The organism is Pseudomonas sp. P5_109 (assembly GCF_034009455.1).
Lineage (GTDB): Bacteria > Pseudomonadota > Gammaproteobacteria > Pseudomonadales > Pseudomonadaceae > Aquipseudomonas.
The window spans coordinates 4512023-4529878 of the sequence record NZ_CP125380.1; the positions used below are offsets into that span (position 1 = coordinate 4512023).

Consider the following 17856-nt stretch of genomic DNA (forward strand, 5'->3'; position numbering starts at 1 on the left):
CATCATTTCGACCCGGACGCGGCCCATTGTAGGAGCTGGCTTGCCAGCGATGGTCGTGAACGATAACGCGTGTGACCTGGACAAACGCAGCGCACTTGGGTCCATCGCCAGCAAGCCGGCTCCTACAGTTTGGCGTTCACATCATTTCGACCCGGACGCGGCCCATTGTAGGAGCTGGCTTGCCAGCGATGATCGTGAACGAAAACGCGTGTGAAATGGATAAACGCAGCGCGCTTGGGTCCATCGCCGGTAAGCCGGCTCCTACAGGGTTTGAACGTCACGCGGTGTCTTGTAGGAGCCGGCTTGCTGGCGATGGTCGTGAACGAAAACGCGTGTGACCTGGATAACCGCGGCGCATTTGAGGCCATCGCCAGCAAGCCGGCTCCTACAGTTTGGCGTTCACATCATTTCGACCCGGACGCGGCCTCTTGTAGGAGCCGGCTTGCTGGCGATGGTCGTGAACGATAACGCGTGTGAAATGGATAAACGCAGCGCGCTTGGGTCCATCGCCGGCAAGCCGGCTCCTACAGGTATTGCGTTATCGGGGGTGTTTCCCGGGATTGTGTGAAGAACCTTTTTTGCGATGACTGTCAGAACGCGTTCGCGAGCAGGCTCCAGTCAGCGCTGCGGCGCCACCATGCGAAAGCGGATTTTGATCTCGTTGGACACCATGCTGTCCGCCAACTCACCCTCGCCTATCTTGAAGTCGTCACGCTTGAGCACCAGATCGCCAACGAAGATGCCTATGGAGCTCTCCGATTTCAGCTGCACAGGCACACTCACCTCCCGAGTGAGCCCGCGCAAGGACAGCTTTCCGGTAATGGTGTAGCGGTTATCGCCAAGGGCCTTGATGGACGTCGACTCGAAGGTCGCCACCGGATAGGTCGCCGTGTCGAACCACGCCGGTTTTTGCAGCTCGGTGTTGGAGTCATTGCTGCCGGCTTCGATGCTCTTGAGATCGATGGTTAGCGCGGCGTGGGCGGCACTTGGGTTATCGGTGTCGAAGTCGAGCCTGGCCTCGAACTTGCCGAAGGTGCCGTAGTTTTTCGTACCCATCTGCTGATAGGTGAAACTCAAGGTACTGGCCTTGGCGTTGACTTCCTTGTATTCCACGGCTTCAGCGAACGGCACCAGGCCGAACACCAACGTGCCGGCCAGAGCGACGCAACGCGCGGATCTAAGGTTCATGACACTCTCCGGGAGGGCTCCCGTCTTGAGTTGGCGTGCCGCATACGAAGGCCGGTACCAGATGGACTAAAGCAAACAACCGGCGTTTATTCCACTTCACGCGCTGATTTGCGACCACCTGCCACTGGCCGTCCGCGCTATCCGCACTCCCCGCGTTGCCACGCCCGCTGCAACAGTTCGATCACCTCGGCATCCCGGGTCTGGGAAAAGTCCACGTACCAATGGCCAATCGAGGTGAACCACTCGGGCATCAACGGGCAGACCAGTTCATCCACCTCGCTGCGCAGGGCCTCCACTGTCTCGATCGGCGCCACCGGCACCGCCACCACGATGCGCGCAGGCGCCTGCAGCCGCAGCGCCTGGATTGCCGCCCGCATCGACGCGCCAGTGGCCAGGCCGTCGTCGATCAGGATCACCACCTGATCCTTGAGTTGCACCGGCGGCCGTGTACCCCGGTAGACCTTCTCGCGGCGCAGCAGCTCGCGGGTTTCCCGCTCAACCACGGCGTCGAACGCGGCGCGATCAATCGGGTGCACGCGCAGTGCCTCTTCGTTACGAATCTGGATACCGCCGCCGGCAATCGCCCCCATGGCGTACTCCGGACGGGACGGCACGCCGAGCTTGCGCACCAGCATCAGGTCCAGGCGAACCTTCAGGGCCGTGGCCACTGCATAAGCCACCGGCACGCCGCCACGGGGCAAGGCCAGAACGATGACGTCGGGGCGATTGGCGTAAGGCAGCAGCGGCTCGATCAAACGCCGCCCGGCCGCTGGCCGGTCTTGCAGGATGGAATGGGACAAGGGGCTCATCGGAAACCTCCCCAGGCGATTGCGCCTGTCTTTTTCAGTCACACCGTCCTTTTGTGGCGAGGGTTTTGTGGCGAGGGGGCTTGCCCCTGTTGGGCTGCGCAGCAGCCCCCAAAAATATCGCGATCAGTACAATTTTTTGCGAGCGCTTCGCACTCGAACGGGGGCAAGCCCCCTCGCCACAAAGTTCAGTGAACAGCATGCCCCTCCCGCTGCGTCCCGCCTACACCAACCGCTCGATCTTCTGATGTTGCCACACCAGCTTGTAATACAGCGTCTGCAACACCAGCATCCCCAGATACGCCACCGGAAACGCCATCCACACCCCTTGCAGCCCGAACTTCGCATCCAGCAGATACGCCGCCGGCAACTGAATCCCCACCACGCAGACAATGGAAATCGCCACCGGCACCATCACCGTGCCACTGGCGCGCATGATGCCGCCGATGATCGCCTGGAAGCCAAACACCAACAGGCTCCAGAGCATGATGTGCAACAGGTGCTCGGCCATGTTGAGCGTCGCCTCTTCAGTGAGGAAGGACGCCAGCAGCCAACTCGACAACAAGTACCCGAGCACCACCAGGCCACCGGTCAGACACACATTGATCATCAGCCCGGTCTTCAGGATCGGCCCGATGCGCTCGATGCGCCCCGCCCCGATCGCCTGCGCCCCGAGGATCGAGGCCGTGATCGCAATCGACAGCGCCGGGAACTGCACGTAATTGACGATCTGCGTCACCGCGCCATACGCCGCCGTCGCCTGGGAGCCGTGCTGGTTCACCAGCGCCAGAATCACCAGCTCCGACAACGACAACACCACCATTTGCAACCCGGTGGGCAAACCGATACGCAACACCTTGCCGAGGATCGCCATGTCCAGCTTCATCGCCGCAAAGAACTCGCGGTCCGGCGCCAGTGGATGGCCCTTGCCAATCAAGCGCCACGCCAGCAACCCCATCGCCACCAGATTACCCACCAACCCGGCAATTGCCGCACTCTGAATGCCCATCGGCGCAAAACCCAACCACCCGCGAATCAACGCCGGCGTCAGCGCCAGCCCGACAATGGTCGACACCACCAGCGCCAACAACGGCGACAACGTATCGCTGACCCCGCGCAACAACTGCGTGAACAACACAAACACCAACAGCGACGGCATGATCCACAACATCACATGGGCATACGCCACCGCATCGTCCAGCACATCTGCCGGCGTCCCCAACCCCTCCAACGCCGACCGCGCAAACACACTGCCCACTACCGCCGCCACCAACCCGATCAACACCCCCAACAACACCGTCGCCCCGGCAATCGCCTTCACCAGATGCGTCTCCCGCGCCCCCCACGCCTGGCCGATCAACACCCCCGCGCCCGCACCGAGGCCGATCACCAGGGCGATGAAGAAAAACACGATGGGGAACATCCCCGACACCGCCGCCAGCGCCTGGGTGCCGAGCATCTGGCCGATGTAGATACTGTTGACCGTGCCGGACATCGATTGCAGGAAGTTAGACAGGACCATCGGGGCGAGGAAAAACAGGTAGGTTTTCCAGAGGGGGCGCTGGGGGCTGGGGGTTTGCATGGGCGAAGATCCATCTCGACGGCGGGAGCGATAATTAAGGATAGCGTTGGTGGCTGAAACCAAGGGCGTGACCATCTCAGGTCTGTGTTTATATTTCCAGCGACCTGAGGTGAAAGGCCTGAAGTTTCATCGTCGCGAGTCCTACATGAAGCTCGAAATGCCTCACTACCGCGCTGATCTCGTGCGGCTTAGCCAAACGGACCCCATCTCCGCTCGGCTTGGTGCGTGTCACAGTCGTGGCGATCTATCCTCCATGTGTAATCCACTTGACACAGTCCATACCCCCAGTGATATCGTTTTGATGTTATCTCGGCACAGGGACCGCATGAGGAGTAACAGCCGAAAAAATTCTGCTGATCCATTCTGAACAATGAGGTCAGGGTAGTCAGGCGTAGTGAAATGGCGTCAAAAAGCCCCTGCGGCACCCACGTACGGGGCATTTTTTTCCAAAGCCAATGTGGAAGCCGGGTCGATTTACGCCCCCTACTTGCCATCTGCCATCTGCCATCTGTGAACGGGTGTAGTGAATCCCCTTGGTTCGTAGTTACATCTAATAGTCGACTATTGATCGAACTTGGCTAGTCGCCAACGTCGGCTTTGGATTGTAACCACGCAACTGCAGCAGGATTGAGAATAGTAGGCGAACCGACTTTTCAAACCAAGCAAGCGTTTGACATGAGCATGTACGAGGATGGGTTGCGCCTCGAGTTACTGCTTGGAATTTAGCCCGTGGCAGAAGCCGCTTTTTTAGCAGTAAAGACAGGAGAGTCTAATTGGCAACAGTTAATGGAAAGACGGTAAACGGGTCCACCATTTATGGAACCACTGGCTACGATATAATTTATGGCCGCAACATCGCCGAAGTGATTTATGGCGATAATGGTGACGATACCATTTATGGCGATGATGGTAACGATACGATCTATGGTGGCAGTGGGGCGGACAACCTGTATGGCGGCAACGGCAACGATATCCTGGACGCGGGCACTAGCAGTAATAACGTCCTTACAGGCGGCGCAGGGGCAGATACTTTCGTCATAAATCGTGGCGCCAATTATATAGAGCAAACCATCACGGATTTTGACGTATCCGCAGATCGGCTGGATCTTCGTCAGGTCGGCATCTCCGACATCGATACGCTTAATCGCCTGTTTGAAGTCAATTACTATGACAAGCTTTTATTAACGATCAATACTAACGGTTATTATTCGACGACCACGCTGAACAATCTTTGGGCCACCGGGATTGGCGAGTTGGATGCGTCCAATGTACTTCTCAATACGACCGTCAAAGACGATATTCTGACCGCTACCTCAAAGAGCGACCTGTTCGGCGGGTTGGGTAATGACAGGCTTACAGGTTCCTCGTCCGGCGACCGCCTTTTTGGCGAAAGCGGCAATGACACCCTCTTCGGCATGGCTGGGAATGACCTTTTGGTCGGTGGTGCCGGCAACGATACCCTGAACGGTGGCGCCGATGGAGATGTGCTCGAAGGCGGTAGTGGCAACGATATCCTGAACGGTGGCACCGGGAGCGATCAGCTCATCGGCGGGGCTGGTAGCGACGTATTCATCGCTCAGCAGGGAAGCAATTATTACGACGCGACCCGAGTCGTCGATTTCAGTCTCGCGGAGCAGGACAAGCTCGATGTCCGCGCGCTCGGGATCAGTGATATCGATAGCCTCAAGCGCCTGGTTGAGGCGGGGGACGACAAAGGTGGCGATGTCATCACAAATTGGAACGGCGGCTACTCGGCTGAGCTGGTGCTCACGGGAGTATCGATCGCCGACCTGACAACGAGCAACCTGCTCCTCAATACCAGCACGGCCAACTCTAGTCAGTTCGCCACTGGCAAAAGCGATTTGTTCGGTGGCCTTGGCAACAACCGTCTCGTTGGCTCCTCGTCCAGCGACCGCCTGTTCGGCGAAGGCGGCGCTGACACCCTTGAGGGCGGCGATGGTTACGACCTGCTGGTGGGTGGCAGCGGTAACGATAGTTTGTTCGGTGGCAATGGTAACGACACACTGGAGGGCGGCATTGGCGACGACAAGCTCGATGGTGGCGACAACTATGACATCCTCAAGGGGGGCGCCGGAAACGATACTCTGAATGGCGGCCTGGGAGACGACGTATTATCGGGCGGCACCGGTAATGACTTGCTGATCAGCAGTCTTGGCGACGACTTTCTGGACGGCGGTGAGGGCATCGATACCCTGTCCTACGCAGCAGAGGGATTGGCGCTCAACGTCAATCTCAGCCTCACGGGCGAGCAGCGTGTCGTGGCATCCCGTTACGAGGATGATCGAATTCTCAATATCGAAAACGTTATTGGTGGTTACGCGAACGATCGCCTGGTGGGCAATGCCTATAACAACAGCCTCGATGGAGGCAACGGTGACGATACACTCAGTGGTGGACTTGGTAATGACACCCTGCGTGGTGCGGCTGGCAATGACACCCTAAATGGCGGTGGCGGCGTGGACACGGCTACCTACGAGGGGGCAACTTCTGCGGTCAAAGTCGACCTGAACATCACGACGGCCTCCCAGAATACACTCGGTGCAGGTGTCGATCGCCTCCTCTACATCGAAAATCTCACCGGATCCAGCTACGCCGATACTCTGAAAGGCGATGCGGCAGCCAACGTGTTAACGGGCGGATTAGGCAAGGACACCCTCACCGGCGGCGCCGGCAACGACATCTTCGATTTCAACGCCCTCGCTGAAACGGGGCTCACCAGTGCCACCTGGGACATCATCACCGACTTCGTCCGCGGAGCCGACAAGATTGACCTGTCGACGCTCGATGCCAACACGGCGACGATCACCAACGAAGCCTTCACCTCGATCATCGGCAGTACCGTTGCCTTCAGTGCGGCCGGCCAGTTGAAAGTTTCAGCGGGCGTGCTCTACGGCAATACCGATGCCGACAGCGCCGCGGAGTTCGCCATCCAGATCACCGGTATCAGCAGCGTGACGACGGCGGATTTTATACTTTAACTTACGGATCTGACAGGGTGACTCGTAGCGGGTCACCCTTGATTTTCCAGACGTATCTGACGGCCTCCTTTTGGCCGTTTTCTGCTTTTGGCCAACTGCAGTTTCGGGTCGATTGCAGCCGATGATGACAGGCTGCAGTCGGCCAGAAACAGCACCGGGCGAAGCCTTTTGTCTCGTCCAGAAACAGGTTTACACCAGTTTCACCCAAACACCTCCAGCCATCGGAGGGACGGCAAGAGACTAGACCAGTCGAACGACTATGGCGACGGCGGCAAAGATTGCCAGTGCCAGCGCGGCACCGATGCTGAACGGCAACACAGCAGAGCGGATCGCGCTCGGGGCGGGACTACGCATCTCTTCGGCAAAAGCTGCAACGTCGCGGTGCAGTTGTTCAATGCTGGATTGATTCGTATGTTGTGTGGACATGCGGCTACTTCCTGTGTGAGTCACGAGTCGTGTCTGCCGTGGCGAGTACGAATGCTCAAAACTTCGCCCAAAGGCTGACAGCGGCGACGATAGCGGTCACCGTACCAGCCCCCACCGCGATCGGGTACCAGAAGGACTCTTGCCTGAGCTTGCGTTCTTCTGCCGTGAGTTTGCGGGTTTCGGCCATGGACCTTCGGATTTCGACTTGCAGTTTATCGAGTTCCAGATTGTCGCGGTCGTTTTGTAGCATGGCTCATCCTATCGGGCTTTGCTGTTCAGAAGGTTCTCGCCGTACGGCCGGTGATCCTCCCTTTTTGCCTGGTCAGTATTTCCCGTTTTTCACTGTTGGAATAGCGGGTTACTCCTGCCGAAGTTGTAGGCAAAATCCGAGAATGGAGTCGAAAAAGAAAAGCTGATGTCCCCCCCCCGAGTGCCAAACGACCCTGCCCACAGTCGATTAGCTAAACTTCATCAGTAAATCACTTCGCGAATCCCTGAAAATTAGGAGGCTTGCGCGGTAACTATCCGCCGAAGAAGTCGTAAGGACCTCGGGTGCACGACAGGCTTTGCAGGGGAACCCGTCGTACTCCCCGTCACTTCAGCATTACTTGCCTCTATATCGGACTTTGTTTTCCACCCGCGACGTCGTACCGGCCAAGAATGATGGCCAATGGCTACGCTCTCCACGGTTTCTCAAATACACCGCGACCATGCCGGCAATCGATTTGCCTCCAAGGCTAAAGCGATAAAACCTGTGGCGAGGGAGCTCGCTCCCGCTGGGCTGCGAAGCGGCCCCAAAAAAGGGACTGCTGCACAGTCCAGCGGGAGCAAGCTCCCTCGCCACAGTGACAGGCTTGTCTTCCGGTATCAGTCCAACCCCAGCTTCTTCCCGGTTCGAATACATGGAGTAAGCGTACATGCCCTTCCCCCCTCGTTTCCTCGACCACTACCGCAAAGCCGACCGCATCATGCTGGGCCTGATCTGGCTGATGTTCGTGTTCGCGGTGGGCCTGGCGTTCTGGCACGACACGTTCAAGCAGGCGCTGTTGGTGGGCGGTGGTACCAGTGTGTTGTTGACGCTGCTGTATCGCGCCATCGGCGGGTCGCGGTGGATGCGCTGTTTGCTCGGCGTGGGCTTGATGGTGATGGCGGCGTTGCACATCAATCAGGCCGAGGGGGTCATTGAGTCGCACTTCGGGATTTTTGCGTTGTTGGCAGTGTTGACGTTTTATCGGGACTGGCTGCCAATCCTGGTGGCGGCGCTGACGATTGCGCTGCATCACGTGGTGTTTCATGTGCTGCAGCATCAGGGTTTTCCGGTGTTTGTGATGGCTCATCACGGGAGCTGGACGATGGTGTTCGTTCACGCTTTCTATGTGCTGATGGAGACGGTCGCGCTGCTCTATCTGGCGGTGCACAGCCAGGCCGATGCGGTGGAGAGCCAGGACATGCTGGACAAGATGCTCGCCGCTACTTCACAGCTTTCAGTCGATACGGGTAAGGGCGACAAGGCGCGGGTGCATGTGTCGCTGGCGCAGCGTTTCGATCAATTCCTGATGCAGATCACGGCGCTGGTGGACGGCGTGGTGCGTGATTCTCAGGGTCTGGGTCAGTTGGGCCAGGAGTTGGCCAAGGCGAGCAATACGCTGGAGAAAGGCGCCAAGCATCAGTTGACGGAAATCGCGCAGATGACCGGGTCGATGCAGCGCATGGGCGATGCAATGGAGCACATCGTGGTGCATGTCGAGCATGCCGTTGAACATGCCGGCCAGGCCAGCGTGCAGATCAGCCGCGGGCAGGAAAGCGTGAACCGGGCGCAACAGGAAATCACTCAGTTGGCCTCGCGCCTGGAAGGCACCAACCAGACCGTGCAGGTGCTGGCCGGGCAGGCTCAGCAGATCGGTACGGTGCTGGAGGTGATCAGCAGCATTGCCGAGCAAACCAACTTGCTGGCGCTCAACGCGGCGATTGAAGCGGCGCGCGCCGGCGAGCAAGGCCGGGGCTTTGCCGTGGTGGCCGATGAAGTGCGCAGCCTGGCGCAGCGCACGGCGGTGTCCACCAAGGAAATCAGGACCATCATAGAGGCCTTGCAGCAAGGCAGCCGCAAAGCCGTGGAGGCCATGCAGGACAGTCGCGAAGGGGTGGAGCGCTGTGTCGAGGACAGTCAGTTGGCGGCGGCGATGTTGCAGGCCATTGGCAGCGACATCTCGCACATCGATGAGCTCAATGGGCGGATTGTCACGACGACCCGCGAACAATCCACGGCGAGTTTCGAGATTGTCGGGCGCTTGCAGTCGGTGCAGAGCATTGCGCAGAACACGGCGGATGATGTGCAGACGCTGGCGCTGAGCAGTCGTCAACTACCGCCGATTGCCACGCGCCTGGATGCGCTGGGGCGGACGTTTCATCAATGATGGGAGCCGTGATCGGCATGAACAATTTTTCATCCTGCAGGTCACGGCCTGATTTCAACGGATTGGGCGCACACCTTCCCTTCCGCACTAATGGTTTGTTCTCGATCTACTGACAATCCCATCACATTTCGCCCGATAGCCTTGTTGCTCCAGCGTCGCCACGGCGAGCGCAACGTGCGAAATAGTGATGAACCATTCGTTAGTCAGGTTTCTGAAAAGTGACCGGGGTGCGCTGATCCTTCTGCTTGGCGTATCCGCATTTCTTTTGCTGTTCGGGTTGGGCGCAAGGGAGCTCTGGGGCGCTGAAACGCGCTGGGCGAACATTGCGTTGCAAATGCTGCAAACCGGCGATTACTTCGACCCTTACCTCAAGGGCATGCCCTATTACGACAAGCCGCTGCCTTCCTATTGGTTGATTACGGCCACTGCCCATTTGATGGGCGGCCTCGGGCACTGGTCGCTGCGTTTGTCTTCGGTGTTGGCGGCGTGGCTGAGTGTCTGGCTGGTGTATTTGATCGGAGAGCGGCTCTATCGCAAAGGCACTGGCCTGATTGCCGGCTGGTTTCTGGCGACGACGTTCTTTTTCGTGTTCTGGGCGCGGGTCGCCACGGCGGACGTGCTGACGGTTTGCGGTGTGCTGGCGGCGGTCTGGTGGTATTGGCGCGGCCCAGACGACACACGGCTGAGTCGGTACAGCGTGTTTTTCCTGATGCTGGCGCTAACCTCGCTGTTCAAGGGCTTGATCGGGTTCATCCTGCCGGGGCTGATGCTGTTGCCGCATCTGCTCAGTGAGAAGCGCTGGAAAAACCATCTCAACCCACGACTGTTTCTGGCGATGCTGGTGGGCGGCGTGGTGTACATGCTGCCGTTCCTGCTGTCCCACCGCTATGGCACGCCGACTTATGGGCCGAGCGGATTGGGCCTGGTGTTTCAGGAGAACGTGGTTCGTTTCTTCAAGCCGTTCGACAACATTGGCCCGATCTATACCTATCTGCTTTACCTGCCTGTCTACACCCTGCCCTGGGCGCCCTGCTGGATGCTCGGTTTGTGGGTGGCCGTGCGCAGCTGGAAGCACACCGAAGCCAATGTTCGCTGGCTGATCCTGGGCCTCGGCTTGCTGTTCCTGTTCTTCACCGCCAGTGGCAGCCGGCGCAGCTATTACGTATTGCCGCTGGTACCGTTTGCGCAGTTGCTGGCGGCCTGGTGGGTCACCCGGCGCATGGCCGCGCGTCAGGCGACCGGTAAAGCCGGCGAGCCCGGTTGGACCAAGGGTATTGCCGGGGCGGCCGGGTTTCTGTTTTTGGTCCTGGGCGTAGTCTATCCCTGGACCAACGGCGGTGCCGGCGGTGTCATGCAGTTCACCCGGGATGTGCGTGCCGAAGCCATCAAGACGGCGCCGTGGAATGAATGGCGCATGGTGCTGGTGGATGTCGACAACAAGCTGCCCATGTACCTGCAAAATCACGGCTCGCCGTTCTATTACGTGCTCCCGGATTCGGACATTCCACAAACCGGCGACAGTGCTGCACTGATGGCGTGGCTGGAAAAGAAAAGTGGCGAGACCTGGAATCCGGAACGCACGATCATCGTGGAGCAGTACAAGGACATCCATCAGTTGCCGCTGAGTTATCTGACGGTCGATCATCAACTGATCACCACCAAACCCAACAACGGCGCGCGGTTGTTTCATTCAAAGGAAAATGGCAGTGCGGCGTTTATTCCCCATGGGAAAACGACGGTGGCTGGGCAAGCGGTAACTCAGGCTTTGGATCAATAATGCGTTGAGGTGATCAATCCACAAAAACGGGCGCCTGCGAGGTGCCCGTTGTGTTTGAGTGTGCGCACCCACTGGTCGCGACAATATTGCTCTACAGATTCATTCAAACTACATTTGAATCTACAGATGCAATTAGAGCACACAAACATGGCCGTCCCCATCCAGGCTCAATCCTTCACCAAAAACCAATGCGTCACCGGCCTGCGCGCCGCCGTGAGCATTCTGGAAAAGTGGAAAGCCACCAGCGACCAGGCCTGTCGCATCCTGCGTATTTCCCGCAGTACCTACACCCGCGCCCGGCAGCGCGACCCGGATTGGGCGGTGGCGCTGGATGCGGACCAGATGCAGCGCATCAGCTTTGTGCTGAACATGCATGCAACGTTGCGGTTGGTGTTCGACAACCCGGATAACGTCTATGGCTTTGCCTCGATGGCCAATGACAATGAGTTTTTCAACGGGCGTTCACCGCTGGAAATCATGGCCCAGGGCGACATGATTTCGCTGTATGAAACCTTCCGCCGCATCGACATGCTGCGGGGTGCGTTATGGTGATGGCGAGTGAGCTGGCGGTGTTTGCAGGTCAGTCGTTGCAGGCTTATCGCTTGGTCAATTCGAAGTTTCCGCCGATTGCGTTGTTCGATGACGTGGCGGACGCGGATGAATTCGAGGTGTTGTTCGAGATTCAGGCGCTGACCAATCCGCGGTTGAAGAATGAGGTGGGTCAGCTGGAGTTGATTGCGCGCAGCGAGATTCCGTTCGGGATTGCCGGTTGCTCTTATGCTATTGCGCCGTTTACTCATGTGAACCCGGCGGGTTCGCGTTTCAGTGATGGCAGTTTTGGCGTGTTGTACCTGGCGGATTCGATGGAAGCGGCGCTGGCTGAGGTAAGGCATCACCAGAGTCTGTATTGGTCGAAGGTGACGAGCCTGAACTATGAGCGGTTTGTGTTTCGTGGGTTGGCTTGTGCGTTTGGCGATGCAGGGATGAAGGACGCCACCGCCCTGCCGCCGACCGATCCGGTGTATGCGCCGGACGATTACGGCCATTCCCGTGTACTGGGGCGCGCGGTGCGGGACGCCGGTTGTCCGGGTTTGCGCTATCACTCGGTGCGCATGCCGGGCAGTCATTGCTGGGCGTTGATGACGCCGAGGCCGGTATCGTCGATTGTGCAGACGGCGCATTACGAGATGGTCTGGAATGGGCAGATCACCAGTGTGAGTCAGATCAGTGAGGCTTGAGCCTCGTTGTCAGGCACATGAAAACCTGTGGGAGCGGGCTTGCTCGCGAATGCGTCGGCATTGCCAGCAATGTTGTCGACTGACACAACGCCTTCGCGAGCAAGCCCGCTCCCACAGAGATCAGCGAATCCACCATTGACTGCGTCGATAGTCACCATCATCTCAATGAAGTTCTCTTAAAAAATCCCCGGCGTAACATCTGCTCCATACCAACCCATAAGCACCCCGGAGCACACCATCATGAAACGCCAAACCCTCCTCAGCATCGCTTTCTCGGTTTTCGCAGTTAACGCTTTCGCCGCTACCTCTGCTCAACCCGTGGTCGCTGAAGGCGGCTCGGATCGTCTGATTGAAAGCCGTGTGGCCGAGGGTGGTTCCGACAAACTCCTGCAAAACCGCGTCGCTGAAGGCGGCTCCGACAAGCTCCTGCAAAACCGCGTCGCTGAAGGCGGCTCTGACAAGCTCCTGCAAAACCGCGTCGCTGAAGGCGGCTCTGACAAGCTCCTGCAAAACCGCGTCGCTGAAGGCGGCTCTGACAAGCTCCTGCAAAACCGCGTCGCTGAAGGCGGCTCTGACAAGCTCCTGCAAAACCGCGTTGCCGAAGGCGGTTCGGATCGTCTGATCGAAAGCCGCGCTGTCTGAATGCAGTGCTTTACCGCAGGACTCAACGAAAAGCCCGGCCTCAACAGCCGGGCTTTTTCGTGATTCACTTTTTAATCGGTGTCACGAGTACTTTTTCGTCGGTGTCGAGAACGAACACCGCCAACAGGCGAGCCGGTTGAGTGTCACTGGCGTTGGCACTGACCAGGTGCACGGAACCCGGTTCCTCTACAAAGTTTTCGCCGACGGTGTAGATCTTTTCCGGTTGGCCTTTGACCTGGATGCGAAACGAGCCCTCCAGCACCGTTGCATAGATGAAGGCCGTTCTCGGGTGGGTGTGGGCCGGCGATGCGGCACCCGGCCCATACTCGACGACCACGCCTCTCATGCTCTTGCCAGGGATGTTGGGAATGGGACGGTCGAACACCACCGTCACCTTGCCGTGGGGCGGCTCGGCGGCCGACGCTGCGCTAATCGAGAGTGCTGCGAAGACTGCGGCCATTAGCAATCGGGTAACCATGGGATTTCTCCTGGATGGGTAGGAAAATGTGTGGGTGCGATTCGTTACTGCGCTGTCGACCGGGCCAGCCAGTCGTCGAAGCGGATCGCGCCCAGGCGTGCGTTCTTGCCGGTAACCAGCGATTGGTCGTTGAGCACCGCGCCGAAGTAGCGCGCATGCACGTCCGGCACGACCTTGCGGTTGTCCTGGGTCGCTCGCAGATAGCGCCTGGCCAGTTCGTCGATCGGCATGGTTTCCGGGCCGCCGACTTCAACCGTGCCATTGACCGGTGCTGCCAGCACGACATCGGCCAGCGCCGCTACTACGTCGTCGGACGCGATCGGCTGGATCAGCGCCGGCGAAGCACGAATTTCCTCGCCAACGGCGAAAGACTGGACAATGCCGCCGGCAAACTCGGAGAACTGCGTGGCACGCACAATGCTGTAAGGCATGCCGGATGCCTTGATAAGGGCTTCCTGCGCGACCTTGGCGCGGAAATAGCCGGTATCGGGAAGCCGTTCGCTGCCGACAATCGACAGGGCAACATGGTGACGAACCCCGGCAGCGGCTTCGGCGGCCAGCAGGTTACGGCTCGAGGTTTCGAAGAAATCGAGAACGGCCTGGTCCTCCCACGACGGCGCGTTCGCCACGTCGACCACCACATCAGCGCCATCCATCGCTTCGGCCAGGCCTACGCGGGTGATGCTGTTCACGCCGGTGCTGGGGCTGGCGGCGAGTGCGTCATGGCCGCGCTCGCGAAGGGTGTTCACAAGTTTCGATCCGATGAGGCCGGAGCCTCCGATGACGACGATCTTCATGACTTTTCTCCACTTGTCGACTGCAACCATTGCGTCGGTGTAGAGAGATTGCCTGCGCGCACCGGGCAAGTCCTTGCGCCGGGCTTGGGTTTGCCTTGGCGAGCGCTTGGATTTATGTCCAAGGCTACTGAGGTTCCTCCAGCCGCCCTTGCCGCAGACGGTGCAGCGGGTGTCGAGCTGCCGTATCATCGTCCCCAGTTACCAACCGCCAGCCGCCTGGGACACGGAGTTGAGGGCGCTTCGCCAGGGGATGCTCAACTTGCCATTCGCGTTTGAAGACTACGTACTCGATCAGGAGCGCCGGGAGCTGACCCTGCGCGGGCAAGTCGTGGCCGTCGGACCGCAGGTCTTCGACCTGTTGCTGCTGTTCGTCAACAATCCCGAGCGCGTCGTCAGCAAGGACGAATTGCTGAAGGCAGTATGGGGTGGCCGAATCGTTTCGGAATCGACGATCACCAGCCACATCAATGCGGTGCGCAAGGCCATTGGTGACACCGGTGAGGAGCAGCGCCTGGTACGCACCGTCGCCCGCAAGGGCTACCGCTTCGTTGGCCGGCTCAACGACGAGATGACCGGGCAAGCGCAACAGCCTGACATCGATGAGGGCTCGACCGCCGCCCCGAAGCAAACCCCCTCCTCTACCCTTGCTCTCCCGGATAAACCCTCGATCACCGTCCTGCCCTTCCAGAACCTGAGCGGCGACCCGGAGCAGGAATACTTCGCCGATGGCGTCGTGGAGGACATCATCGCCGCCCTGTCGCGTATCCGCTGGCTGTTTGTCATCGCGCGCAATTCGAGCTTCACCTACAAGGGCCAGGCGGTGGACGCCCAGGGGGTTGGCCAGGCGCTGGGCGTTCGCTACGTTCTCGAAGGCAGCGTGCGCAAGTGCGGGAACAAGGTGCGCATTACCGGGCAACTGATCGACGCAACGAGCGGGACGCACCTCTGGGCGGAGCGCTTCGAAGGCTTGCTCGACGATATCTTCGAGCTGCAGGACCAAGTCACACAAAGCGTCGTCGGTGCCATCGCGCCGCAATTGGAACGGGCAGAAATCGAACGCGCCAAGCGCAAGCCGACGGAAAGCCTGGACGCCTACGACTATTACCTGCGCGCCATGGCAAAGCTGCACAGCGGCAGCCGGGAAGCTATCGAGCAGGCGCTGCCGATGTTCTACCAGGCCATCGAACTCGATGCGGAATTTGCCTCGGCCTATGGCATGGCCGCCTGGTGTCATTTCTGGCGCAAGCTCAATGACTGGATGACCGATCGGCCTGCGGAAATCGCCGAGGGCATACGGCTGGCGCGCCTGGCCGTGACCCTCGGCCGCGATGATGCCGTCGCGTTGACCCGCGGCGGACATGCGCTGGCTCATCTCGCTGGCGAAGTCGACGGCGGCATTGCCCTGCTCGACAGGGCGCGCCTGCTCAATCCCAACCTCGCCCCCGCCTGGTTTCTGGGCGGTATCCTGCGGGCGCTGCACGGTGAAACAGACGCCGCCATCGAGCATTTGAACCATGCCGTTCGCTTGAGTCCGCTGGACCCGGAAATGTTCAGGATGCAGGTCGGGATGGCGCTCGCGCATTTCTTCGCCGGACACTTCGATGCCGCTGCGGATTGGGCGGAAAAGGCCCTGGGCAACCTGCCCAGCCTGCTGATCGCGGCGGCACTGGTGGCGGCCAGTCATGCGCTCGGCGATCGCATGGATAAAGCGAATCTGGCGATGCAGCGTCTGCAAAAAATCGATCCCTCCTTGCGCCTGTGCAACCTCAAGGACTGGCTGCCGATTCAACGGCCCGAGGATTTCGCCCGCTTCGTCGATGGACTGCGACTGGCAGGCTTGCCGGAGTGAAGGCGACCCTGTAGGAGCGAGCTTGCTCGCGATGGTCGCTAACGATTACGCGTGATGACTGGCTTAACGCGGTGCTCTTGCGTTCATCGCGAGCAAGCTCGCTCCTACAGGGACCAGGTCGTGCGTTGGCATTCACCTGGCAAAATTCACACATTGCAACAGTAGGCTAAGCTTTGAGCAACTCGTTGCTCATGATGCTCGGTTCTGCAGGTTTTGGGTGTTTCTGGAGAGCGTCTGCAACAGCGATCTCAGCCTGGCCCAAACCTTTCACGCAGGATCGACGTGATGACAGAGCCCCTCCTCAGCTTTGATGCACTCAAGCGCGCCGCTGCCGCCGGCGAAATCGATACCGTACTGGTCTGCATGGTCGACATGCAGGGTCGGTTGGTCGGCAAGCGTTTCCAGGTCGAGTTTTTCATCGACAGCGGCCACGAAGAAACCCACTGCTGCAACTACCTGCTGGCCGACGACATCGACATGGAGCCGGTGCCGGGTTACGCCGCGGCCAGTTGGAGCAAGGGCTACGGCGATTTTGTGCTCAAGCCGGACATGTCCACCCTGCGGCGCGTGCCCTGGCTTGAATGCACGGCCCTGGTGCTGTGCGATGTGCTCGATCACCACCATCGCCAGGACCTGCCCCACAGCCCAAGGGCGATTCTGAAAAAACAGGTCGAGCGCCTGCGTGAGCGCGGCTATACCGGCATGTTTGCCTCGGAGCTCGAGTTCTATCTGTTCGATGAGACTTACGAGGCGATCCACAAGCGCAACTATCACAAACCGAAAACCGCCGGCCATTACATTGAGGACTACAACATCCTCCAGACCACCCGCGAAGAGCCGGTGCTGCGGGCGATTCGCAAGCATTTGCAGGCCTCGGGCATTCCCGTGGAAAACTCCAAGGGTGAGTGGGGCCCGGGCCAGGAAGAAATCAACATCCGCTACGCCGATGCCATGACCATGGCCGACCACCACGTCATCATCAAGCACGCCTGCAAGGAGATCGCGCAGTTGCAGGGCAAGGCGATCACCTTCATGGCCAAGTGGCGCTACGACGCCGCCGGTTCCAGCAGCCATATCCATAATTCGCTGTGGGACAAGAACGCCAAGAAGCCGCTGTTCTACGACGCGAAAGCCGAGTTCGGCATGTCAAAACTGATGCGGGCCTGGGTCGCCGGGCAGCTCAAGTACGCCAACGACATCACCTGTTTTCTTGCGCCCTATATCAACTCCTACAAGCGCTTCCAGGCTGGCACTTTTGCGCCGACGCGGGCGGTCTGGAGCCGCGACAATCGCACCGCCGGCTTTCGCTTGTGTGCCGAAGGCAGCAAATCGATCCGCATCGAATGCCGCATCGGCGGCGCCGACCTCAACCCCTATCTGGCCTTCGCTGCGTTGATCGCCGCGGGCCTGGCGGGTATCGACGAGAAGCTCGATCTGGCGCCGCCGTTCGAAGGCGACGCCTACCTCGATGAGCATCTGCCGGAAGTGTCCAAGACACTGCGCGAGGCGAGCGCCGCCCTCAAGGCCTCCAGCATGTTGCGCGAAGCGTTCGGCGATGAGGTCGTCGAGCATTACGTGCACACCGCCGAGTGGGAGCAGAAAGAGTACGACCGGCGAATCACCGACTGGGAATTACAGCGCGGTTTCGAGCGCTATTGAG

Annotated in this window: 15 protein-coding genes; 8 read left to right on the plus strand and 7 right to left on the minus strand. The window is 59.4% G+C overall.

Annotated elements, in window-relative coordinates:
* Positions 1–618 precede the first annotated feature (618 nt).
* The 3 genes from QMK54_RS20135 to QMK54_RS20145 form a co-directional block, all read right to left on the minus strand.
* Positions 619–1188, minus strand: a complete 570-nt coding sequence (locus QMK54_RS20135) for a YceI family protein (protein WP_110661138.1) — start codon at positions 1186–1188, stop codon at positions 619–621.
* Between the two features lie 137 nt (positions 1189–1325).
* Complete coding sequence (locus QMK54_RS20140; RefSeq protein WP_320401218.1) at positions 1326–1997, minus strand: phosphoribosyltransferase; 672 nt, start codon at positions 1995–1997, stop codon at positions 1326–1328.
* A gap of 220 nt (positions 1998–2217) precedes the next feature.
* Entirely contained in the window at positions 2218–3576 is a 1359-nt protein-coding gene (locus QMK54_RS20145) for an MATE family efflux transporter (protein WP_110661136.1), read from the minus strand.
* Between the two features lie 773 nt (positions 3577–4349).
* Between QMK54_RS20145 and QMK54_RS20150 the strand changes: the two genes are divergently transcribed.
* Complete coding sequence (locus QMK54_RS20150; protein WP_263295966.1) at positions 4350–6575, plus strand: M10 family metallopeptidase C-terminal domain-containing protein; 2226 nt, start codon at positions 4350–4352, stop codon at positions 6573–6575.
* A gap of 240 nt (positions 6576–6815) precedes the next feature.
* Here QMK54_RS20150 and QMK54_RS20155 read toward each other — a convergent pair whose 3' ends face one another.
* Positions 6816–7001, minus strand: a complete 186-nt coding sequence (locus QMK54_RS20155; RefSeq protein WP_110661134.1) for a hypothetical protein — start codon at positions 6999–7001, stop codon at positions 6816–6818.
* 55 nt (positions 7002–7056) lie between these two features.
* Positions 7057–7251: a hypothetical protein gene (locus QMK54_RS20160; protein WP_110661133.1), complete on the minus strand. Its 195-nt coding sequence runs from the start codon at positions 7249–7251 to the stop codon at positions 7057–7059.
* Positions 7252–7918: 667 nt separating this feature from the next.
* Between QMK54_RS20160 and QMK54_RS20165 the strand changes: the two genes are divergently transcribed.
* From QMK54_RS20165 to QMK54_RS20185, 5 genes are all read left to right on the plus strand, one after another.
* Positions 7919–9415, plus strand: a complete 1497-nt coding sequence (locus tag QMK54_RS20165; protein WP_320401219.1) for a methyl-accepting chemotaxis protein — start codon at positions 7919–7921, stop codon at positions 9413–9415.
* A 187-nt stretch (positions 9416–9602) separates the two neighbouring features.
* Positions 9603–11192, plus strand: coding sequence for an ArnT family glycosyltransferase (locus QMK54_RS20170; RefSeq protein ID WP_223594178.1), 1590 nt, complete (start codon positions 9603–9605; stop codon positions 11190–11192).
* Positions 11193–11339: 147 nt separating this feature from the next.
* A complete protein-coding gene (locus QMK54_RS20175; protein WP_223594176.1) occupies positions 11340–11744 on the plus strand; it encodes an antitoxin Xre-like helix-turn-helix domain-containing protein in 405 nt (134 codons plus the stop codon).
* A complete protein-coding gene (locus QMK54_RS20180; protein WP_320401220.1) occupies positions 11738–12430 on the plus strand; it encodes an RES family NAD+ phosphorylase in 693 nt (230 codons plus the stop codon). Before QMK54_RS20175 ends, QMK54_RS20180 begins: the two co-directional genes overlap by 7 nt.
* 240 nt (positions 12431–12670) lie before the next feature.
* Positions 12671–13072: a hypothetical protein gene (locus QMK54_RS20185; protein WP_320401221.1), complete on the plus strand. Its 402-nt coding sequence runs from the start codon at positions 12671–12673 to the stop codon at positions 13070–13072.
* 64 nt (positions 13073–13136) lie between these two features.
* Here QMK54_RS20185 and QMK54_RS20190 read toward each other — a convergent pair whose 3' ends face one another.
* A complete protein-coding gene (locus QMK54_RS20190; RefSeq protein ID WP_110660400.1) occupies positions 13137–13550 on the minus strand; it encodes a cupin domain-containing protein in 414 nt (137 codons plus the stop codon).
* Between the two features lie 44 nt (positions 13551–13594).
* Entirely contained in the window at positions 13595–14347 is a 753-nt protein-coding gene (locus tag QMK54_RS20195) for an SDR family oxidoreductase (protein WP_223594171.1), read from the minus strand.
* Between the two features lie 259 nt (positions 14348–14606).
* On the opposite strand from QMK54_RS20195, the gene QMK54_RS20200 reads away from it, so the two are divergent.
* On the plus strand, positions 14607–16196 hold the full coding sequence (locus QMK54_RS20200) for a winged helix-turn-helix domain-containing tetratricopeptide repeat protein (protein WP_320401222.1): 1590 nt from the start codon (positions 14607–14609) through the stop codon (positions 16194–16196).
* Positions 16197–16481: 285 nt separating this feature from the next.
* Positions 16482–17855, plus strand: a complete 1374-nt coding sequence (locus QMK54_RS20205) for a glutamine synthetase family protein (protein WP_223594168.1) — start codon at positions 16482–16484, stop codon at positions 17853–17855.
* The last annotated feature ends 1 nt before the right edge of the window (position 17856 follow it).